The organism is Erythrobacter sp. WG, assembly GCF_026586795.1.
Lineage (GTDB): Bacteria > Pseudomonadota > Alphaproteobacteria > Sphingomonadales > Sphingomonadaceae > Erythrobacter.
This window is the reverse complement of sequence record NZ_JAPFGY010000019.1, coordinates 1-19,732: the sequence shown is the minus strand read 5'-3', so window position 1 is coordinate 19,732 and position 19,732 is coordinate 1. Positions and strand designations below refer to the sequence as shown.

General features: G+C 68.7%; 19 protein-coding genes. 12 read left to right on the top strand and 7 right to left on the bottom strand.

The features are described from left to right. From OPU67_RS10700 to OPU67_RS10680, 5 genes are all read left to right on the top strand, one after another. Window positions 1-1,155, top strand: coding sequence for a cobalamin-independent methionine synthase II family protein (locus OPU67_RS10700; protein WP_267619530.1), 1,155 nt, complete (start codon window positions 1-3; stop codon window positions 1,153-1,155). A gap of 5 nt (window positions 1,156-1,160) precedes the next feature. Continuing rightward, window positions 1,161-1,931: an HpcH/HpaI aldolase family protein gene (locus tag OPU67_RS10695; RefSeq protein WP_267619529.1), complete on the top strand. Its 771-nt coding sequence runs from the start codon at window positions 1,161-1,163 to the stop codon at window positions 1,929-1,931. After that, window positions 1,928-3,157 (top strand): MFS transporter, encoded by a 1,230-nt coding sequence (locus OPU67_RS10690; protein ID WP_267619528.1) that lies wholly within the window; start codon window positions 1,928-1,930, stop codon window positions 3,155-3,157. The genes OPU67_RS10695 and OPU67_RS10690 overlap by 4 nt, the downstream gene beginning before the upstream one ends. 228 nt (window positions 3,158-3,385) lie before the next feature. After that, window positions 3,386-6,013, top strand: coding sequence for a M14 family metallopeptidase (locus OPU67_RS10685; RefSeq protein ID WP_267619527.1), 2,628 nt, complete (start codon window positions 3,386-3,388; stop codon window positions 6,011-6,013). Window positions 6,014-6,060: 47 nt separating this feature from the next. Then, the gene (locus tag OPU67_RS10680) at window positions 6,061-6,810 is read left to right on the top strand and encodes a hypothetical protein (protein WP_267619526.1); all 750 of its coding nucleotides are present in this window, start codon (window positions 6,061-6,063) and stop codon (window positions 6,808-6,810) included. Here OPU67_RS10680 and OPU67_RS10675 read toward each other — a convergent pair. Together OPU67_RS10675 and OPU67_RS10670 are read right to left on the bottom strand one after the other, a co-directional pair. Then, window positions 6,784-7,461, bottom strand: coding sequence for a Fe2+-dependent dioxygenase (locus OPU67_RS10675; RefSeq protein WP_267619525.1), 678 nt, complete (start codon window positions 7,459-7,461; stop codon window positions 6,784-6,786). The two genes, OPU67_RS10680 and OPU67_RS10675, sit on opposite strands and share 27 nt — an antisense overlap. 10 nt (window positions 7,462-7,471) lie before the next feature. After that, window positions 7,472-8,119 carry a TetR/AcrR family transcriptional regulator gene (locus OPU67_RS10670; RefSeq protein ID WP_267619524.1) on the bottom strand — a complete coding sequence of 216 codons (648 nt, stop codon included), beginning with the start codon at window positions 8,117-8,119 and terminating at the stop codon, window positions 7,472-7,474. Window positions 8,120-8,243: 124 nt separating this feature from the next. Here OPU67_RS10670 and OPU67_RS10665 point away from each other — a divergent pair, with 124 nt between their 5' ends. Continuing rightward, on the top strand, window positions 8,244-10,562 hold the full coding sequence (locus OPU67_RS10665; RefSeq protein WP_267619523.1) for a TonB-dependent receptor: 2,319 nt from the start codon (window positions 8,244-8,246) through the stop codon (window positions 10,560-10,562). A 69-nt stretch (window positions 10,563-10,631) separates the two neighbouring features. Here OPU67_RS10665 and OPU67_RS10660 read toward each other — a convergent pair whose 3' ends face one another. Further along, entirely contained in the window at window positions 10,632-10,892 is a 261-nt protein-coding gene (locus OPU67_RS10660; RefSeq protein ID WP_267619522.1) for a hypothetical protein, read from the bottom strand. A 133-nt stretch (window positions 10,893-11,025) separates the two neighbouring features. Here OPU67_RS10660 and serS point away from each other — a divergent pair, with 133 nt between their 5' ends. From serS to OPU67_RS10640, 4 genes are all read left to right on the top strand, one after another. Then, entirely contained in the window at window positions 11,026-12,420 is a 1,395-nt protein-coding gene (gene serS / locus OPU67_RS10655; protein ID WP_267619521.1) for a serine--tRNA ligase, read from the top strand. Further along, entirely contained in the window at window positions 12,420-13,184 is a 765-nt protein-coding gene (gene surE, locus OPU67_RS10650; protein WP_267619520.1) for a 5'/3'-nucleotidase SurE, read from the top strand. The genes serS and surE overlap by 1 nt, the downstream gene beginning before the upstream one ends. Next, a complete protein-coding gene (locus tag OPU67_RS10645) occupies window positions 13,184-14,254 on the top strand; it encodes a potassium channel family protein (RefSeq protein ID WP_267619519.1) in 1,071 nt (356 codons plus the stop codon). The genes surE and OPU67_RS10645 overlap by 1 nt, the downstream gene beginning before the upstream one ends. A 531-nt stretch (window positions 14,255-14,785) precedes the next feature. Next, window positions 14,786-15,025 carry a hypothetical protein gene (locus tag OPU67_RS10640; protein ID WP_267619518.1) on the top strand — a complete coding sequence of 80 codons (240 nt, stop codon included), beginning with the start codon at window positions 14,786-14,788 and terminating at the stop codon, window positions 15,023-15,025. A gap of 59 nt (window positions 15,026-15,084) precedes the next feature. Here the strand turns inward: OPU67_RS10640 and OPU67_RS10635 are convergent, their stop codons facing one another. Then, window positions 15,085-15,486 (bottom strand): DUF1761 domain-containing protein, encoded by a 402-nt coding sequence (locus tag OPU67_RS10635; RefSeq protein WP_267619517.1) that lies wholly within the window; start codon window positions 15,484-15,486, stop codon window positions 15,085-15,087. Between the two features lie 15 nt (window positions 15,487-15,501). Further along, window positions 15,502-15,741, bottom strand: coding sequence for a DUF6356 family protein (locus tag OPU67_RS10630; protein ID WP_267619516.1), 240 nt, complete (start codon window positions 15,739-15,741; stop codon window positions 15,502-15,504). A 107-nt stretch (window positions 15,742-15,848) separates the two neighbouring features. Between OPU67_RS10630 and rimO the strand changes: the two genes are divergently transcribed. Both rimO and OPU67_RS10620 read left to right on the top strand, forming a co-directional pair. Then, window positions 15,849-17,225, top strand: coding sequence for a 30S ribosomal protein S12 methylthiotransferase RimO (gene rimO, locus OPU67_RS10625; protein WP_267619515.1), 1,377 nt, complete (start codon window positions 15,849-15,851; stop codon window positions 17,223-17,225). Between the two features lie 83 nt (window positions 17,226-17,308). Then, on the top strand, window positions 17,309-18,142 hold the full coding sequence (locus tag OPU67_RS10620) for a L,D-transpeptidase family protein (RefSeq protein WP_267619514.1): 834 nt from the start codon (window positions 17,309-17,311) through the stop codon (window positions 18,140-18,142). 127 nt (window positions 18,143-18,269) lie between these two features. On the opposite strand, the gene tilS is transcribed toward OPU67_RS10620, so the two are convergent. Both tilS and OPU67_RS10610 read right to left on the bottom strand, forming a co-directional pair. Beyond that, window positions 18,270-19,268, bottom strand: coding sequence for a tRNA lysidine(34) synthetase TilS (tilS, locus tag OPU67_RS10615; protein WP_267619513.1), 999 nt, complete (start codon window positions 19,266-19,268; stop codon window positions 18,270-18,272). Further along, a partial coding sequence (locus OPU67_RS10610; RefSeq protein ID WP_267619512.1) for a tetratricopeptide repeat protein occupies window positions 19,259-19,732 on the bottom strand: 474 nt, incomplete at its 5' end. The genes OPU67_RS10610 and tilS, both read right to left, overlap by 10 nt.

Below are 19,732 nucleotides of genomic sequence, written 5' to 3'. Positions count from 1 at the left end.
ATGCCCCAACGCATCCTGACCACCCACGTCGGCTCGCTCCCGCGCTCCAGGGACGTCACCGATCTCGTCTTCGCGCAGGAACGCGGCGAGGCCATCGATCAGGCCCGGTTCGATGCGGTGATCGGCGCGGCGGTGGATGATGTGGTGCGCCTTCAGGTCGAGGCCGGGATCGATCTCGTCTCGGACGGGGAGATGTCCAAGATCAGCTACGCGACCTATATCAAGGACCGCATCACCGGCTTTGACGGCGACAGCCCGCGCACGCCGCCCAAAGACCTCGAGATGTTCCCGAGCTTCCTCGAACGGCAGGCCAAGGGCGGCGGGACGCCCACCTACCGGCGGCCCAAGTGCATCGGGCCTATCGAAGTAAAGTCGATGGCGCCGCTCGAAGCAGACCTTGCCCACATGGCCGCCGCGATGGCGAACCACGCGCCGGTCGGCGGTTTCATGAATTCTGCCTCGCCCGGCGTGATCGCGCTGTTCCAGCCCAACGAGCACTATCCCTCGCAGGACGCCTATCTCGAGGCGCTGGCCGAAGCGATGCGGCCCGAATACGAGGCCATCGTCGCGGCGGGGCTGCTGCTGCAACTGGACAGCCCGGACCTCGGACTGGGCCGCCACATGATGTACAAGGACCGTTCGGACGAGGAATACCTGCGCCTTATCGGCGGCCATGTCGAGGCGCTGAACCACGCCCTGCGCAACGTTCCTGCCGATCGCGTGCGGATGCATGTGTGCTGGGGCAATTACGAGGGCCCCCATTGCTGCGACGTCGAGATGGGCGTGATCCTGCCCACCCTGATGCAGGCCAAGCCCGCCGGCCTGCTGTTCGAGACCAGCAACCCGCGCCACCAGGCCGACTGGACCTATTTCGCCGAAATGGCGCACCTCATCCCTGAGGAGAAGGTCCTCATCCCCGGCGTGATCGACAGCACCACCAATTTCATCGAACACCCCCGCGTCGTCGCCGAGCGGATCGAGCGTTATGCCAACATCATCGGGCGTGAGCGGGTGATCGCCGGAACGGACTGCGGCTTTTCGACCTTCGCAGGGTTCGGCGTGGTCGATCCCGAGATCGTCTGGGCCAAGCTCAGGACGCTGGCAGACGGCGCAGCGCTGGCGAGCGAGCGCCTGTGGCGCGGCGTGGCGGCCTGAGGGCGATGGACAGCTTCAAGACCCGCCTCGCCAGCGGCGCCCCCTTGCTGGGCACCTTCGTCAAGACCCCGCACCCGCATATCGTCGAGGTGCTGGCCGGCACGGGCCTCGACTGCCTGTGCCTCGATGCCGAGCACGCCCCCTTCGACCGCCGCGATCTCGATGCCTGCATCCTCGCCGCGCGCGCCGGGGGGATGCCGGTGCTGGTCCGGCCCGCCTCCTCGGCGGCGCACGAGATCCTCAATGCCCTCGATTGCGGCGCGGACGGCGTGCTGGTGCCGCACGTGCGCTCCGCCGCCGAGGCCGAGGCGATCGCCGCCAGCGTCCACTACGGCCCCGGCGGCGGCCCCGCGCGGCGCGGCTATGCCGGATCGAGCCGCGCGGCGGGATACGGCACCACGCCGATCCCCGAACACCTCGCCGCCAGCGCCGCGCGCAGCGTGGTGATCGCGCAGATCGAAGACCTTGAAGCGCTTGACGAAATCGACGCCATCGCCGCGGTGCCGGGGATCGATGCGCTGTTCATCGGGCGCATCGATCTCACGATTGCCCTGGGCTGCACATCGCCTGACGATCCCGACGTGATCGCAACTGTGGAGCGCATCCTTGCCGCCTGCCGCGCTGCCGGGCGGGCCTGCGGGATGTTCACCCCCCGGTCGGCAGACGTGGCCCTGTGGCGCGAACAGGGCGCGAGTTTCTTCCTGCTGGGATCGGACCACGGCTTCATTCGTGAAGGGGCCGCCAGCCTCGCCCGCGCGGCGGGTTTTGCCGCGTGAGCGCGCTCACCCGCGCCGAGGATATCAGCGCGGCCCGCCGCATCGCCGCGCTCGTGTTCCTGCTGGTCGGCTATTTCTTCTACGCCTGGTCGTGGAACACGGTCGATATCCTGCGGCCCTATATCAAGGACGATCTCGGCCTGACGCTTACCCAGTCGGGCTCGCTCTACACCGTGCAGGCGGTGGGCGCGATCCTTGGCGCGGTGGTGATGGGGCAGGTCGCCGACACCATCGGGCGGCGCAATGCGCTGGTGATCGCGATGATCGGCTATGGCGCGATGCTGCTCTCCGGGCTGGTGGTGGCCGATTATGGCGCACTCGTCGGCCAGCGGGTGCTGATGGGCTTCTTCATGGGGGCAATGTATCCGATTGCGGTCGGCATCTATTCGGGCCTGTTTCCGGCCGGGGTGCGCGGGCTGATCGCGGGCTTCGTGCTCGGGACCTACAATGTCGCGGTCTCGGCCCTGGGGTTCCTGTCGGCAGCAGCATTCCGTGCCGGGGCCGACTGGAAGGTGCTGCTCTATGCCGGCGCTGTGCCGGTGGTGCTGGCGCTGTTCGCCTTCCTCGTGGTGCCCGACGACCGGCGGATCATCCCCTTCGGCGGGGCCGTGGGCGGGAGCACGACCGCCGCTTCCAAGCTGCCCATTGCCGAACTGTTCAGGCCCGGCGTCGCCCGGCAGACGCTGCTGCTGGCAACCATGTCGGGACTCAATTTCTTCGCATATCAAGCCTTTACGGGCTGGGCGAGCACCTATCTCAAGACCGAACGCGGTATCCCCGACACCATCGTGGGCGATGTGCTGGGCTGGCAATTCGTCGGTGCGGCGCTGGGGGGCCTCGTGTGGGGCTGGATCAGCGACCGGCTGGGGCGAAGGAGCGGCGCGGCGGGCTTTGCCATGGCGGCGGCGATCATCCCGGTCTACCTCTTCGTCCCCCTGCCGCTGACGCTGCTGGAGGCATTGGGCTTCCTCTACGGCGTGATGCTCAGCGCCTCGGCGATCTGGGGTCCGTGGCTGTCGGAACTCTACCCGCCGCACCTCAGGTCGACCGCGGCCTCGATCTACAACTGGGGCAGGGTCATCAGCATGACCGCGCCGCTGATCACCGCCCCGCTTGCCGAGGCGGTGGGGCTGGGCCCGGTGATGTCGCTTGCTTCGGTCAGCTTTCTCATGGCGGCCGGGATCTGGTTCGCGCTTCCCGAGACCGCGGGACGCAGGAGAGCCTGACCGCTCGATGTTTCACGTGAAACATCGCCCCAGAGGCCTGCCGACGGCGGGCTGGCGGGGGTCTGGAAGGGGTCTGACGGGGGTCTGGCAGGGGTCTAGGCGGCACCAAGCGGCTCGCAATGCGCCCCTGCCCTTTCGCCCCCCACCGCTTGCGCGCTTGACCACCCCCACCCTGTCGCGGCAACACTCGGCGCGTGCGCCGTCCGGCGCGATCATCAGGGGTTTTCGATGCGATACGGTTTCCGGGGCGGCTGCCTCCTCATGGCTGCGGCGTTGCTGGGCGCGGCGACGACCTCCCCGGCCGCCGCGCAGTCCTTCGCCGAAGGGACTTTCGACCCGGCGGTCCCGACCCTCACCCAAAGCGCCGGCCATGCACCGGGCACCCGCATCACTTCCCCCGACCAGGCGATCGCCTATATCCGCGCGCTCGCCGCCGCCGCGCCCGATCGTACCCGGCTGGTGCAATATGCGACGAGCTGGGAGGGCCGCCCGCTCGTCTATCTGGTGATCTCCGCCCCGCAGAACATCGCCCGGCTCGACGCGATCCAGGCCGATCTCGCCACCATCGCCGCCGGGCGCCCGGGCAATGGCGCGGCGGTGCCGGTCACCTGGCTCGCCTACGGGGTCCACGGCAACGAGATCTCCTCGACCGACGCCGCGCTGATGACCGCCTACCACCTGCTCGCCGCCCGGGACGATGAAGAGGCCGCCAAGATCCTCGCCAACACCATCATCGTCATCGACCCGATGCAGAACCCCGACGGGCGGGCGCGTTTTCTGGGCAACTTCCTCGCCGCCACCGGCATCGTCCCCGATCCCGACCGGCAGGCGGCCGAGCACGACGAGCCCTGGCCCTCGGGCCGGGTCAACCACTATATGTTCGACCTCAACCGCGACTGGTTCACCCTCTCGCAGCCAGAAACGCGCGGCAAGATCGCCGCGATCCGCCAGTGGAACCCGGTCGTCGTCGTCGACCTGCACGAGATGGGCGGCGACCAGTCCTATTTCTTCTCGCCCGCGGCCCAGCCGTTCAGCCCCAACCTCACCCCGGCGCAGATCCGCGCCTACGAGCTGATCGGCCGCTACAACGCCGCCGCCTTCGACGCGCGCGGGGAGCCCTATTTCACCCGCGAGGTCTATGACCTCTTTTACCCCGGCTACGGCGACACCTGGAACGCGCATCACGGCGCGATCGGATCGACCTACGAACAGGGATCGGCGCGGGGCCTCGTGTTCCGCCGGCGCGACGGGACCGACCTCACCTATGCCGACGGGGTGAGGAACCACTTCACCACCAGCCTCGCCACCGCCAGCGCGGTCGCCGACAATCCGGCCAAGTTCCTCGCCGATTTCGCCGCCTACCGCGCTGCCAATGCAGGCGGCGCGGCCGGCCGGGGAGCCTATGTGATCGACCTCGCCAAGCGGCGCTGGAATGCCGAGAGGCTCGGCCGGCGCCTTGCCGCGCAGGGCATCACCGTGCTGCGCCGCGATGGCAGCGCGAGCCTGTGCGGCAAGACCTATCCGGCCGGCTACCTTGCCGTGCCGCAGGCCCAGCCCGCCGCGCGGCTGGTGCGCAGCCTCCTCGACAAGGACACGCCGCTGCCGCCCGATTTCCTCGCCGAGCAGGAGCGCCGCCGCGCGGTCGACCTCCCGCACGAGCTCTATGACGTCACCGCCTGGTCGGTGGGGCCGATGGCGGGCGTCGATGTCAGCCTGTGCAACGCCGCCGCGCCCGGCGAGCCGCTGCGCGCCGATGCGCCGATCGCCGCCCGGACCTCGGGGTCGGGCAGCTTCGGCATCGCCGTGCCGTGGAGCGACAGCGGGCAGGCGCGGCTTGTCACCCTTGCGCTGCGCGAGGGGATCGAGGGGCGCGTCACCGACCGCGCCTTCACCGCCGGCGGGCGCAGCTTCCCACGCGGCACGGTGGTCTTCCCCGCCGGCAGCAACACCCCCGAGAAGATGGCCCGCCTTGCCGCGCTCGCGGGCGAGGTGGGCGCCGAGACCGTGGGGCTCGCAAACGGCTGGACCGACAGCGGCCCCAACCTCGGCAGCGCGCATTTCGTGCGCCTCAGCCTGCCGCGCGTCGCGGTGGCGTGGGACGACGGCGTGGACCAGCTTTCGGCAGGCGCGCTGCGCTATGTGCTCGAACAGCGCATCGGCCTGCCGGTGACGCCGATCCGCACCAGTCGCCTCGCCCGCGCCGACCTGTCGAAATATGACGTGGTGCTGGTGCCCGAGGGCGACCCGGGCCGGGTGCTCGGCGATGGCGGACAGCGCGCGATCCGCGCCTTCGTCCAGCGCGGCGGGGTGCTCGCGGTGATGGGCGAGAGCCTCGAGGCCTTCACCGCCGGCGACAACCCGCTGCTCGCCGTGAAGCGCGAGGCAGCGCTCGGCCGCGAACCCGATGCCAAGGACGACAAGGGCAGTCTCGCCGAGGCGGTCGAGATCACCGGCGATGCCGACTATCGCGAGGCGATCAAGGACAAGGCGGCGTTGCCCGATACCCTGCCCGGCGCGCTGCTCAACGTGGTGGGCGAGCCCGACCACTTCCTGTCCGCCGGCTATGACGACGGCGCGGTGGTGCTGGCGACGGGGGCGCAAATCTGGACCCCGCTGGGCCGCGACGAGGGCGTGAACGTGCTGCGCTTCGCCGCGCCCGCGGGCCTCGTCGCCAGTGGCTATGTGTGGGGCGAGAACAAGCGGCAGCTCGCCTATAAGCCCTATCTGATGGCGCAGCGACAGGGGCGGGGGCTGGTGATCGGCTTCGCGCACGATCCGGCGACCCGCGGCTATCTCGAGGGGCTTGACCTCGCGATCGCCAACGCGGTGCTGATTGCCCCGTCGCGGGTGCGATGAACACGCGCTTCTCGAGACTGATCTAGGATAAGCTCAATTGATGTGCCATGCTGCCGGGCATGGCGCTGTTCGAGGCCCTTGTCATTGCCCATGTCGTCACCGGCGCGGTGGGGCTGACGGCGTTCTGGGGGCCGATCGCGACGAAGAAGGGCGCGGCACGGCACCGCAAGTGGGGCCGCGCCGCGTGTTATGGCTTCATCGGGGCGGGGAGCCTTGCCATCGCCATGGCGCTGCTGTCGCTTTACGGGCCCGAGGCGCGCCATCCCGAGATCACCGACCGGGCGCTGTTCGACGGATTGTTCGGGTGGATGATGCTCTATCTCGGCACCTTGACGCTCGGCTTCGTCGATTATGGGCTCGCGGTGGTGCGGCACAGCCGCGACCGCCGCGCCTTGCGGGCGCTGCGCTATCAGGGGGTGATCGCGGCGGTGATCGTGTCGGGCGCGTGGTGCGGCATCTATGGCTGGCGGGTCGGGCACCCGCTGATGATGCTGGTGGCTGTCATCGGCATCGCCGCGATGCTGATCCAGCAGCGCTACATCTGGCGCGCGGCGGACTTTCCGCGCGGCACGCATATCGGCGAGCATTTCCGTGCGCTGATCGGGATGGGAATCTCGGCCTACACGGCGTTTCTTTCGGTGGGCCTCATCCGGATGGTGCCCGAACACGTCTTCAACCCGGCGATCTGGGCGGGGCCGAGCGTGATCGGGGTGGGCCTGATCCTCTACTTCACGGTCAAGGGCAAGAAGCCCGCCGCCCCGCGCGCGGCATCAGGGACGCGCCCACATCCGCAATAGGTTGCCGATGGTCTTGTCGAGCGTCAGCATCTCGGCCGACTGGCTGGCATATTGCTGGCGCAGGCTCGCCCGCAGGTTTTCCAGATCGAACAGGGTCTCGCGCCGGGCGGGATCGGGGATCAGGCTCTCGATCCAGCCGACGCACACGATGCGCGTGCCGCGGGTGACGGGCCGCACCTCGTGGATCGCGCCCGAGGGGTAGAGCACCAGGTGCCCTTCCTCGCCCTTCACTTCCTGCGTGAGGCCGGCGGTGTGGATGACCAGCTCGCCGCCCTCGTAGTCGCCGGGCGGGGTGAGGAACAGGGTGAAGGAGATGTCGGTGCGCACCCGCGCCGGCCCCTGGCCCATCAGCGGGTTGTCGACGTGGCGGCCGTAATGGTCGCCGGCGCCGGTCTTGCTGATCAGCAGCGGGGAGAAGCGGCGCGGCCAGGCGGCGGCGCGGATCACGGGGTGGGCGGCGAGGCGGGCGGTCACCTCGTCCTGCAAGGCGCGGCCGGGGGTGCCGTCCATCACCGCCTGCTCGTTGCGCTTGACCTCGCGCGCCACCGCGCCCGCCGTCTCGCGCCCGTCGCGCCAGTGGAGAAGCGCGATGCGCTCGTCGATGGCGGCAAGGTCGGCGGGGTCGGTGATGGCGTCGATGACGAGGATCATGGGCGAGGTTCTAGCGCCGCGCGATGCCTTCCGCCAGCAGGCGGTTCACGCCCGCGGCAAGTTCCTCGGCGGCGACCGGCCCCTCGCCCCACACCACATACCGCAGGCCGACGAAGACGTTGATGCCCATCATCGCCCACGCCTCGAGCTCGCCCAGCCCCTCGCGCAGTTCCCCCGCCGCCGTGCCCGCGCGCAAGCGCTCGGCAAAGCGCGCCGCGATCGTCTCGTAATGCGCGCGGTAGCTCGCCGGGTCGACGAATTCGGCCTCGTCGATGATGCGGTAGATCTCCTTGTGCTCGGCCGCGAAGCGCAGGAAGGCGGCGAGCGCCGTGCGCTCGATCTCGAGCGCGCCCATGCCCTCGCGCAAGGCCGAGCGCGCGCTGGTGCGCACCATCTGGCTCATGTCGGCGACCAGGGCGCGGAACAGCGCGTCCTTGCTGTCGAAATAGGTGTAGAAGCTCCCCAGCGCGACGCCCGCGCGCCGCGTGATCGAACTCACCGAGGCCTCGTGGAAGCCCTTCTCGCCGAACTCCTCCGCCGCCGCATCGAGCAGCTTCCTCAGCGTGCGCCGTCCGCGCTCGGTGCGCGGCGCCTTGGGGTCGCCGTCAGCCTCGGCTGCGGCCGCGATCCGCTTCGCGCTGCTGCGAGTGTTGCTCATCCGCACCTCCCTCCCCGCTTTCGGTAAGCGGGGCAAGGGGCGCGCACAAGCAAAACTTGAAAGCTGGTTCACCTTTCAATATGGATGCGCCCCACAAGAAGGGCGACAGGAGAGGAAACCCGCCATGACCATGCTGAACTGGACCCGTGCCGCGCTGCTCGCCGGCTGCGCCGGGATCGCCGCCACCGCCGCGCCCGCCGCCGCGCAGGATGCCGTCACGGTCGACACCGCCACCACGCAGGCCGACAGCAGTGGCGAGATCGTCGTCACCGCCCGCCGCCGCGAGGAGCGCCTGATCGACGTGCCGGTCGCGGTCACCGCCTTCGACCAGGCCGATCTCCAGCGCATCCAGGCGATCGACCTGTCGGGCATCCAGGCCGCCGCGCCCAACTTGAACCTCGTCCAGGGCCGCGGCTCGGCGGCGAGCGCCAACATCTTCATCCGCGGCCTCGGCCAGCCCGACGCGCTCCAGACCTTCGATCCGGCGGTCGGCGTCTATGTCGACGGCGTCTACCTCAGCCGCATCCAGGGCGCGCTGCTCGGCCTGTTCGATGTCGAGCGGATCGAGGTGCTGCGCGGGCCGCAGGGCACGCTCTACGGCAAGAACACCACCGGCGGGGCGATCTCGATCGTCAGCCGCAAGCCGGACCTCGGCGAACTCAAAGCCGCCGGCTCGGCGCTCTACGGGCGCTTCGACCAGATCGTGCTCAACGGCTACGTCAGCGCGCCGCTCGTCACCGACAAGGCCGCGCTGAGCCTCGCCGGCCAGTGGGACAAGCGCGACGGGATCGTCACCGATCCGCGCACCGGGCGCAGGTACAACGACCGCGACAGCCTGACCCTGCGCGGCATCCTGCGCGTCCAGCCGACCGAGCGGCTCGAGCTCATCGCCAGCGGCGATTACAACCGCCAGCGCAACGCGCTGACGCTCGGCTACCCGACCGCGCCGCTGCTCCGCACCAACTTCGCGACCGGCGCCCAGCAGCTCGTGCCCGCCCAGCCCTATGGCCGTTACGACTTCCGCGCCTCGACCAGCTTCCGCGGCAACGAGGGGCAGAGGCTCAATCACTGGGGCGCCAGCCTCACCGCCAATCTCGAGCTCTCCGATGCGATCACGCTGACCAGCATCACCGCCTGGCGCAAGCTCGAACCGGACCTGTTCATCGACATCGACGCGAGCCAGGCCGAACTGGGCGACGTCTTCGTCGGCATCGACCAGCGCCAGTTCAGCCAGGAGCTCCAGCTCAAGTGGGATACCGAGCGCTTCCGCGGCGTGTTCGGCCTGTTCTATCTGAACGAGACCATCGCCTCGAACCAGCTGGCCTTCGCCAACGACCTGTTCGCCTTCGGCGCGCTGCCGCTCACCTTCCTGCGCACCATCAACGACAGGCAGAACACCAAGAGCTACGCTGCCTTCGGCCAGGCGACCTATGACCTCACCGATGCCTTCAGCATCACCGCCGGCCTGCGCTACACGAAGGAGGATCGCACCTACGATCGCTTCACCACCACCTCATCGACGCTGGCAACGCTCAACAACCTGACCTTCCGCTTCCCCGGCAGCCTGCCGGCGCCGCTCAATGTCGACAACGACATCAGCTTCGATGCATGGACGCCGAGCCTGACGCTCTCCTACAAGCCGAGCGCCAACGCCCAGATCTACGCCTCGGCCGCGCGCGGGTTCAAGTCGGGCGGGTTCAACGGGCGCGCCAACGGCCTTGCCGATCTCACCCTGGTGGTGAACGGCCAGAACCAGCTGGTGACGAGCTTCGCGCCCGAGACGGTGTGGACCTACGAGACCGGCGCCAAGGCGAGCTTCCTCGGCGGGCGGGTCTATCTGGCGGGCAACGTCTTCTACAGCGACTTCAAGAACTTCCAGGCGCGCGTCGGCGGCGGCGCAGTGGGCGTCTTCCCGGTGCTCAACGCGGGCAGGATGTCGATCTGGGGCGCCGAGGTCGAGATGGTGGTCAAGCCGACCACCGCGTGGACCGTGCGCAGCAGCCTCGGCTATCTCGATGCGCAATACGACGAGTTCAACGACGGCCGCCGCGCGCCCGCCTTCAGCTGCAACCCGACCGGCACCCGCATCACCTGCGAGCCGGCCTTCGCCCCGCCGATCAGCTTCAACATCGCCAGCGATTACCGCTTCGACCTCGGCGATGCGGGCAGCCTGACGGTGGGCAGCGACGCGCGCTTCGTCGACAAGCACTTCCTCAGCGTCGACAACCGCCCGGGGCTGGTCGAGGACGGCTACTGGCTGGTCAACGCCTTCGTGCGCTATGACGATGCGAGCCGCCGCTGGTACCTGCAGGCGGGCCTGCGCAACGCCTTCGACGCGCTCTACAAGACCGACGGGCAGGAGTTCAGCTCGGTCGGGAACATCCAGACCGTCTACTACGGCGATCCGCAGACCTGGAACGTGATGGTCGGCTTCAACTTCTGAGGACGGAAGGAAAAAGGCGCGCGGCGACCTCGAAGGAGGCCGCCGCGCGCTGCTTTTCGGTCAGGGGTGTCAGTAATCGACGTGGCTGGCGACCGGCACGGGCTTCGTCGCCTGCGGTGCCGGGAGCCGGGCGGGCTCGGCCGCGCGCTTGTCCATGTAGCGCTTGGCGACATAGCCGCCGGCGGCCAGCGCGATCATGCCGGGCAGGCTGAGCCGGCCGATCACCCACGGCACGGCCGCACCCAGCGCCGCGCCGGTCGCGCCGCCCACGGCGGGCGAATTCTTGGCAAGCTTCGCGCCGACGGCGGCGCCGATGATTCTCTTGAGCATTGTTGCTTCTCCTTCCCAGGGTCTACCGCCGGAGAGCGGACCGGTTCCCCCGGTCGTCGCAGGCCGGGTGCGGCTGGCCTGCGCCGCCAAGCCCCCTTCCCTTGGGCAACGCGAGAAGGCATAGGCCCGCCCCATGCACGACATCAAATGGATCCGCGAGAACCCCTTCGACTTTACCAAGGCACTCGAGCGTCGAGGCTTGGACAAAAAGGTCGTGACTGAAATCCTGTTGCTCGATCTCAAAGTCAGAGGTCTAAAAGTAGAGATACAACGCTACCAGAGCGAGCGCAATGAGCTAGCCAATCAACAAAAAGAAGCTCAAATCGCTTTGAAAAACATAAAAAAAGAAAAAGATAAAGAATTTGAACTTTTTGAACGCGGCGAAATTTCCGAAGATGAGTATTTCGAGAAGGCAGAAAAACGCCTCACTCGTTTAGAGGGTATGAAGCCAAAGGCCGATGCCTATAGCGCAAGAGCGCAAACGGTGAAGGCACTTCTACCTTTCCTGGAAGCTGGGCTGAAGACAGCCGAGACCGAACTGAGAAGGGCGCTCGAGATTATCCCCAACCTCCCCGCCGAGGACGTTCCCGACGGTGCGAGCGAGGAGGACAATAGGGTAGAAAAAGAATGGGGCGAGAAGCGCGCGTTCGACTTCACCCCCAAGGAACACGCCGACATCGCCCCTGCCCTCGGCATGGATTTCGAGACCGGCGCAAGGCTCTCGGGCGCGCGCTTCACCTTCCTTAGGGGCGGCATGGCAAGGCTCCACCGCGCGCTCGGCCAGTTCATGCTCGACGTCCAGACCGGCGAGCACGGCTATGCGGAGTGCAACCCGCCGGTGCTGGTGGGCGATGATGCCATGTATGGCACAGATAAGCTGCCGAAGTTTGCTGACGATTCTTTCCGCGCTGGCGAGGATCACTGGCTTATTCCCACCAGCGAAGTCTCCCTCACCGCCAGCGTCATGGGCGATCTGCTCGACGAGTCGGCCCTCCCCATGCGCCTTACCGCTCTCACCCTGTGCTTCCGCTCCGAGGCCGGGGCGGCGGGGCGCGATACGCGGGGGTTCATTCGCCAGCACCAGTTCGAGAAGTGCGAGCTCGTCTCCATCGTGCGGCCCGAGGACTCCGAGGCCGAGCACCAGCGTATGACGCGCGCCGCCGAGACCATCCTCGAGCGCCTCGCCCTCCCCTACCGCAAACTGCTGCTGTGCACCGGCGACATGGGGTTCGGCGCGCGCAAGACCTATGATCTCGAGGTGTGGCTCCCCGGCCAGGGCGCCTATCGCGAGATCAGTTCCTGCTCGAACACGGGCGACTTCCAGGCGCGGCGGATGAACACCCGCTACCGGGTGGCCGGGGAAAAACGCACCGAGTTCGTCCACACCTTGAACGGCTCCGGCCTCGCGGTCGGGCGCACGCTGGTGGCGGTGATCGAGAACTACCAGAACGCCGATGGCAGCGTGACCGTGCCTGACGCATTGCTGCCCTACATGGGCGGCATCACCCGATTGGAACCCACCGCCTGATGCGCATTCTCCTCACCAACGACGACGGCATCCACGCCCCCGGCCTCAAGGTGCTGGAAGAGATCGCGCGCCAGTTTTCCGACGATATCTGGATTTGCGCGCCGTCCGAGGAGCAGTCGGGGGCGGGCCACTCGCTCACCCTGACGCGGCCCGTCCGGCTCCAGACCCACGGCGAGCGGCGCTTTGCGGTCACCGGCACGCCGACCGACAGCGTGATGATGGCGCTGCGCACCGTCATGCCCGCGCCGCCCGACATCATCCTCTCCGGCGTCAACCGCGGCGCCAATCTCGCCGACGACATCACCTATTCGGGCACGGTCTCGGCCGCGATCGAGGGCGCGCTGGCGGGCGTGCGCGCAATCGCCTTCAGCCAGGTCTATGCCCGCGAAGGCATGGGCGACGACGTCCCCTTCGGCGCGGCGCGCGAATGGGGCGCGAAGGTGCTCGCCAAGCTGATCGACGCGCCGATGGCCGAACGCACGCTCATCAACGTCAACTTCCCCGCCCTGCCGCCCGAAGAGGTCAAGGGCATCCGCGTCGTCCGGCAGGGCTTCCACGACTATTCGCGCGGCACCATCGTCGAGGGCCGCGATCCGCGCGGCTATCGCTACTTCTGGTTCGGATTGGACCCCATCGAGCACACCCTCGACCACGGCACCGATCTGGAAGCCATCGAGGACGGCTACATCGCGGTCACCCCGCTCCAGCTGGACCTGACCCACTATTCGACCATCGGCATTCTCGCCGAACGGTTCGCGGACTGATGGCCGAGCCGAAAGGCCGCACCCTGTTCCAGCGCAAGGCGCTGCTCGCCGACCAGTTCCGGCCGCTCAGACGGGAGGTGCGCCTGCCGGTGTGGGGCGACCTCGGCATCCGCGCCGGGATCGCCTTCCTGCTGCTCGGCATGGTCATCATGATCCACTGGTGGGACCGCGCCGGGCTGGTCGACAACTTCGACAAGCACATCAGCTTTCTCGACGTCGTCTATTTCACGATGATCAGCGTCACCACCACCGGCTTCGGCGACATCGCCCCCGTTTCCGACCGCGCGCGGCTGATCGAGGCGGTGATCGTCACCCCTGTCCGCATCGCTGTCCTGTTCATCTTCGTGGGCGCGGCCTACGATTTCGTCATCAAGCGCAGCTGGGAGAAATGGCGCATGGCCCGCATCCAGGAACAGCTCACCGGCCACGTGGTGGTGCTGGGCTACGGCATCTCGGGCGCGCAGAGCGTGGGCGAGCTGATTGAGCGCGGGGTCGATCCGCGCAGCATCGTTGTCATCGACCCCTCGGAAGACCGCCTCGCCGCCGCCGAGAAGCTCGGGGTCAACGTCATGGCCGCCGATGCCACCCGCGACGAGACGCTGAAGGCGGTGCGGATCGCCGAGGCTTCGAGCGTGCTGGTCTCGGCCGGGCGCGACGACACCTCGATCCTCATCGTGCTGACGGTGCGCCACCTCGCCCCGGACGTGCCGATCAGCGTGGTGGTGCGCGCCGACGACAACGAACTGCTCGCCCGGCAGGCCGGCGCCAACAACGTCATCAACCCGGTGCGCTTCACCGGCCTCTTGCTGGCGGGCAGCGTCAAGGGCGCGCACATCGCCGATTACCTCGCCGACCTCGCCAGCGTGGGCGGGCGGGTGCAGCTGGTCGAGCGCGAGGTCACGGCGCAGGAATGCGGCCGCCCGATCACCGATCTGACGAGCGGCGGCCAGGGCCTCAGGGTCTACCGAAATGGCCGCGCCATCGGCTTTTGGGAGGACGAATGCCAGGTGCTCCGCCCCGGCGACGTGGTGGTGGAAATCGTGCCGACGGCGGGGAGCGAAGCGGAGTAACCCGGCGCCCAGGCCATCGCTTTGGAACGGCCCAGCGGGATCGAAGGCTTGCGCATGGTGCTGCACGGCAGGCGGCCCCGATGCGGTTCACAACGCCCCGCAACCGCTCTATGGCCTGCCGACTTGGGAGGGGGGGGGCGCATGACCGCGATCGACTACGCGGCCGGGTTCATCTCGATACTTGTCGGCCTGTCACTCGCCGAGATTGCCCAGAGCACCCACCGGCTGCTGCGCTGCCGACATCGGGTGCGCTAGCACTAGTACCCCTTCGCCGCCGCGCTGCTCCTGCTGTTGATCATCATCGAGCTGTGGTGGAACACCAACCAGGTGATCGTGCCGGGGCGGCCGGTGACGATCGGCATCTTCCTGCCGATCGTGGGCGGGTTCCTGCTCCTGTAACTGACCTGCGCGGCGGTCCTGCCGGATGAGGTTCCGACCGAAGGCCTCGACCTGCGCGCCAGCTATTTCGCCAATGCCCGGTATTTCTGGACCCTGTTCGCGATCCTGGTCGCCGGCTTCGTCATCATCCGCATGGGCCGCAGCATCGCCTTCGTCGGCTGGGCGAGGACGGTTCCCGCGCTGCCTTCGGTGGTGCCGAATGGGGTGCTGGTCCTGCTGTTCCTGTCGCTGGGCTGGGTGCGGCGGAGCTGGTGGCATACGCTGCTGCTGCTCATCCTTCCGCCGGTCCTCTTTCTGTCGCTGGTCAACCGGCCCCTTCCGCTGGAGGAGAAGGCACAGGCTCCGGCAATGTCCCCCGAAGGCAGGCCCTGAACTATCGTGTTACCGGTGCCGGATGCACGGCCTGACGCCCCGGCCGAAAGCCGCCTCACTCAGCTCCTGAACCACACGAACACCCCGCCCATCGCCGCCATGCCGACGAGGAAGTGCCCGGCATCGATCAGGAACAGCGCGAGCGGCTTTCTGAGGAACAAGTAGTTCACCCCGATCGCGGGGATCATCACGCCGAGTGCGAAGCCCATCGCCATCATCATGACGACGAACGGCTTGGGATCGGTGCGCGCGAGGAGGTGCCACAGCACCATCGCGATCAGCATTTCGAAGAGGAAAGCGAGGCCGAAGATCAGGCCCATGTTGCCGGCCTGGAGCTGCCTGTTGGTAAGCCCCGCCGCGCGCTGCCAGGGCTTGGCGAAGATCACCCCGTACCACAGCGCGCCGACGATGAAGAAGGCGGCGGTCCCGGCCAGCACCGGCCACAGGGCGAAGTCGTTCATGCGGGCGCTCCCACGCTAAATCACGTAGGCGAATTCCTCGGCGCCCGGGGCGGGCTTGCGGCCGCGCATCTCGGCATCGAGCTGCACCACGGTGCGGCTCGCGGTCTTGACGAACAGGCCGGGGACGATGGCGTGGACCATGCAGGCGAGCCCGCCCGTCACCATGCGCGCGCCGAAGCACAGCGCGGTGCGGGCGTGCTGGCCATAGGTTTCGCCGATGGCGCGAGGGTGTTCGGTGAAGAGTTTGGCGATCATGCGGCGGGAATGCCTCTTTTCTTGCCCCCGGGTCAACCCCGGGGGTGTCATGGCGCTGTGAGGATATGGTGGCGCAATCCCCCGCCCTGGTGTAGGGGCGCGCCGCGATGAACACCCCCGTCACGACTCTCCCGGACCAGAAGAGGATCGGCATGGTCTCGCTCGGCTGCCCCAAGGCGCTGGTCGATTCCGAGCGGATTCTCACCCGCCTGCGTGCCGATGGCTATGCCTTCGCCGAGGACTATGCGGGCGCGGACGTGGTGCTGGTCAACACCTGCGGCTTCCTCGATTCCGCAAAGGAGGAGAGCCTTGCCGCGATCGGCGAGGCGATTGCCGAGAACGGGAGGGTGATCGTGACCGGCTGCATGGGCGAGGAGGCGGACGCGATCCGCGCCGTCCACCCGCAGGTGCTCGCGGTGACCGGCGCGCACCAGTATGAGCAGGTGGTCGAGGCGGTGCACACCCACGCGCCGCCGAGCCAAGGGCCGTTTGTCGACCTCATCCCCCAGCCCGACATCAAGCTGACGCCCCGGCACTACAGCTATCTCAAGATCTCCGAGGGCTGCAATCACTCCTGCGCCTTCTGCATCATTCCCGCCCTGCGCGGGAAGCTTGCCAGCCGGCGCATTGATGCCGTGCTGCGCGAAGCGGAGAAGCTGGTCGCGGCGGGGACGCGCGAGCTGCTGGTGATCTCGCAGGACACCAGCGCCTACGGGGTCGACATCCGCCACGAGGCCCGCCAATGGCACGGTCGCGAGGTGCGCGCGCACATGACCGACATGGCGCGCGAACTGGGAAGCTTGCGCACCCCCGACGGCCAGACGCCGTGGGTGCGGCTCCATTACGTCTACCCCTACCCCCACGTCGATCAGGTCATCCCGCTGATGGCCGAGGGGCTGCTGACGCCCTATCTCGACATTCCCTTCCAGCACGCCAGCCCCAAGGTGCTCAAGCTGATGCGCCGCCCCGCCAACGAGGCCAAGGTGCTCGAGCGGCTGAAGTCCTGGCGCGCGATCTGTCCCGATATCGCGATCCGAAGCTCCTTCGTGGTCGGCTTCCCGGGCGAGACCGAGGACGACTTCCGCTACCTCCTCGACTGGCTGGAAGAGGCGCAACTCGACCGAGTCGGCGCCTTCCGTTTCGAACCGGTCGAGGGCGCGGCGGCCAATGCCTTGCCTGATCAGGTGCCCGAGGCGGTCAAGGAAGAGCGCTACGCCCGGATCATGGAAGTGACCGAGCGGATCAGCGCCGCCAAGCTCGCCGCCAAGGTGGGCCGCACGCTTCCGGTCATCATCGACGAGGTCGGCGAGGCAGACGAGGACGGCGATATCGGCGCCACGGGCCGCAGCCAGGCCGACGCGCCCGAGATTGACGGGGCGGTGTATCTCAGGAACGTGCCCGCGACGCTCCAGCCCGGCGACATGGTCAGCGCCACGATCGAGGATGCCGACGCGCACGATCTGTTTGGCGCGATCGCCCGTTAATCCCTGCCGGGCGCGCGTCCCCCGCCGGGACGCGGGTTGGTTAACGTCTGGCAACCTGCGGCCCGACGCGGCATAATCACCCCATGATCCGCGCCAACGCCTTCTTCATCGCCCTCGTCGTGCTGCAATATGCAGCCTCGGCGCAAACGTCGACCGCGCGCGCCGCAGATGCCGCACAAGAGGTTGCCGCGCGCGCCGCAGGGGCCTTCGAGGCCGTCGATCCCGACACCGAGGACGCGCGGGGGGCTGATACGCCGGGGATCGATCCGGCGGCGGTCTATGCCGGTCTCCCGCCGCTCGCCGGCGCGCCGGAAGCCGCCGTGCCCGAGGAAGAACCGGCCCCGCGCGGCCCGGCGGTGCGGATGATCCCGCGCGAGGTGGTCCAGCCGCTCCCCGCCACCGCCCCCGCCGCAGCCCGCACCCCCGCGTCCCGCCCGGCAGCGGCGCGCAGCCAGGGCTTCGTCGTCAGGTCGATCCTCCCGGTCGAGGGCGCGTTCCGGTATGGCGACTGGTACTGGGACGACAGCGCCGCCCCCGCCGCAGGCCAGCTGGTCATCACCGTCGACCTTCAGGCGCGGGTGATCAGCGCCTTCCGCGACGGGCACGAGATCGGCACGGCAGTGGTGCTGGTCGGCACGCAATCGCACCCCACCCCGCTCGGCACCTTCCCGATCCTCACCAAGGAGCGCAACAACGTCTCCGAGAAGTACAACAACGCGCCGATGCCCTGGACGCTGCGCCTGACCTGGGACGGGATCGCGATCCACGGCTCGCCGGTCATGAACGGCTATGCCAGCCACGGCTGCATCGGCGTGCCCGACGAATTCGCCGCCAAGCTCTTCGCCGAGGCGAAGCGCGGCGACAAGGTGATCATCACCCGCGGCAAGATGATCGGGCTGGGCGACAAGGTTCTCTGATTATCGGCCACCTTCGGTGGCGCAGACCCCCCGCCCCGCCTCCCCACCCGACCACCAATAGTACCACTATGCTGTGGTGGCCGGGTGGGGAGGCGGGGCGGGGGGTCTGCATCGCTCGTGAGCGCGATCAGTTCAGGGAGCGCGCCGGTTCCGGCCTGAAACGCCACACCCGCATCAACACCCCGATCTTTGCGACCGTCTCCACCGCCGGCACCGCCAGCACGCCGCCCAATGAGGCGTTCTCGCCCGCCCACAGCCGCTCCCACGCCCGCGCCGCCTCGCTGCGCGTGGCATGGCCGCCGAGTTCGCGGATGATCCTGAGGATCGTCTCGATGCCGATGATGCGAGGGGCGTTGGCGCAATAGGTGAAGCCGGGCGCATCGCCCGCATCGCGCATCACCATCTCGTGCCAGTCGAGCTCGGCATACCATTCGAGCGCCTGCCAGCCCTCGGCAAGATGCGCGGCGCTGGCGGCGACGCGCAGCGGATCGAGCCAGTCGGCCTCGGCGAGGCGCGCGCGCAGCCGGGCGCGGTCGAAGGCGGGATCGGCGTTCGAGGGGTCCTGCGCCGCCATCAGACCCTCGCCCGCGACGATCGCGCCGAGCTCGGCCTTGCGCCAGCCGAGCAGCGGGCGCAGCAGCGGAAGCTCGGTCCCCTCCAGAACGGTGCGGGCCCGCACCCCGGCAAGGCCCGCCAGCCCGCTCCCACGGTTGAGGCGCATCAGCAGGGTCTCGGCCTGGTCGTCGGCATGGTGCGCCGTGGCGACGGCGCCCAGCGCCGCCTCGGCAGCCCAGCGGGCGAGTGCCCGATAGCGCGCGGCGCGTGCCTCGGCCTGCACGTTCCCGGGCATCAGGGTGACGCGCATAGGCGTGAAGGGAACGCCGCGCTCGGCGGCGATCCGCTCGACCAGCGCAACCTCGCCCGCCGCCTCGGGCCGCAGGCCGTGGTCGATGCTGGCGACGGCGATGCCCCCCGGCAAGGCCGCATGGGCGAGCAGCAGCAGCGCGAGGCTGTCCGGCCCGCCAGACACCGCAAGGCCCAGCGGGCGCCCGCCGCGCTCTGCCTCGGGCCACAGGGCCGCAAGGTCGGCGGCGAAGCGGTCCCGCGCGGCGGCGTCTAGCTGCACTTCACCTTGGCGCGGTTCGCCTGATAGTCGGTCGCGAGCCGCCCCGAAGCGACCAGCGGGTAGGTCTCGGCGAATTCGGCGAGCGCGATGCAGGCGCGCTTGGTGTCCTTCATCGCGATCATCGCCGCGCCGAGATAGAGCAGGCTGTCCGGCGCCCGCTCGCCCGCCTTGTTGGCCTGGTAGTTGCGCAGGAACCACCGCGCCGCGTCCTCGGGCATCTTGTCGTCGAGGAAGGCACGGCCGAGCAGGTTGCGCCCGTAGCTGATCTTGGAATGGTTCGGATACTGCTCGACATACTTGGCGAGCTGCTGGCGGGCCTCGGGGAAGAAGCCGGCGTTCCAGAGGCGGAAGCCGTAGGAATATTCGTCGTCCGCCGCGTCCGCCGTCTGCGGCTTGGCGATCGCCTGCACCGCCGCGAGGCGGGCGGCGCTCGGCGTGGCGGCGGTGGCAGCGGGCGCCGGGGC

Bases quoted from the DNA above. Each gene is read 5' to 3' on its own strand.
- OPU67_RS10700 (WP_267619530.1), top strand. From the start codon at position 1: ATGCCCCAACGCATCCTGACCACCCACGTCGGCTCGCTCCCGCGCTCC.
- OPU67_RS10695 (WP_267619529.1), top strand. From the start codon at position 1,161: ATGGACAGCTTCAAGACCCGCCTCGCCAGCGGCGCCCCCTTGCTGGGC.
- OPU67_RS10685 (WP_267619527.1), top strand. From the start codon at position 3,386: ATGCGATACGGTTTCCGGGGCGGCTGCCTCCTCATGGCTGCGGCGTTG.
- OPU67_RS10680 (WP_267619526.1), top strand. From the start codon at position 6,061: ATGCTGCCGGGCATGGCGCTGTTCGAGGCCCTTGTCATTGCCCATGTC.
- OPU67_RS10675 (WP_267619525.1), bottom strand. From the start codon at position 7,461: ATGATCCTCGTCATCGACGCCATCACCGACCCCGCCGACCTTGCCGCC.
- OPU67_RS10670 (WP_267619524.1), bottom strand. From the start codon at position 8,119: ATGAGCAACACTCGCAGCAGCGCGAAGCGGATCGCGGCCGCAGCCGAG.
- OPU67_RS10665 (WP_267619523.1), top strand. From the start codon at position 8,244: ATGACCATGCTGAACTGGACCCGTGCCGCGCTGCTCGCCGGCTGCGCC.
- OPU67_RS10660 (WP_267619522.1), bottom strand. From the start codon at position 10,892: ATGCTCAAGAGAATCATCGGCGCCGCCGTCGGCGCGAAGCTTGCCAAG.
- serS (WP_267619521.1), top strand. From the start codon at position 11,026: ATGCACGACATCAAATGGATCCGCGAGAACCCCTTCGACTTTACCAAG.
- surE (WP_267619520.1), top strand. From the start codon at position 12,420: ATGCGCATTCTCCTCACCAACGACGACGGCATCCACGCCCCCGGCCTC.
- OPU67_RS10645 (WP_267619519.1), top strand. From the start codon at position 13,184: ATGGCCGAGCCGAAAGGCCGCACCCTGTTCCAGCGCAAGGCGCTGCTC.
- OPU67_RS10640 (WP_267619518.1), top strand. From the start codon at position 14,786: ATGGGCCGCAGCATCGCCTTCGTCGGCTGGGCGAGGACGGTTCCCGCG.
- OPU67_RS10635 (WP_267619517.1), bottom strand. From the start codon at position 15,486: ATGAACGACTTCGCCCTGTGGCCGGTGCTGGCCGGGACCGCCGCCTTC.
- OPU67_RS10630 (WP_267619516.1), bottom strand. From the start codon at position 15,741: ATGATCGCCAAACTCTTCACCGAACACCCTCGCGCCATCGGCGAAACC.
- rimO (WP_267619515.1), top strand. From the start codon at position 15,849: ATGAACACCCCCGTCACGACTCTCCCGGACCAGAAGAGGATCGGCATG.
- OPU67_RS10620 (WP_267619514.1), top strand. From the start codon at position 17,309: ATGATCCGCGCCAACGCCTTCTTCATCGCCCTCGTCGTGCTGCAATAT.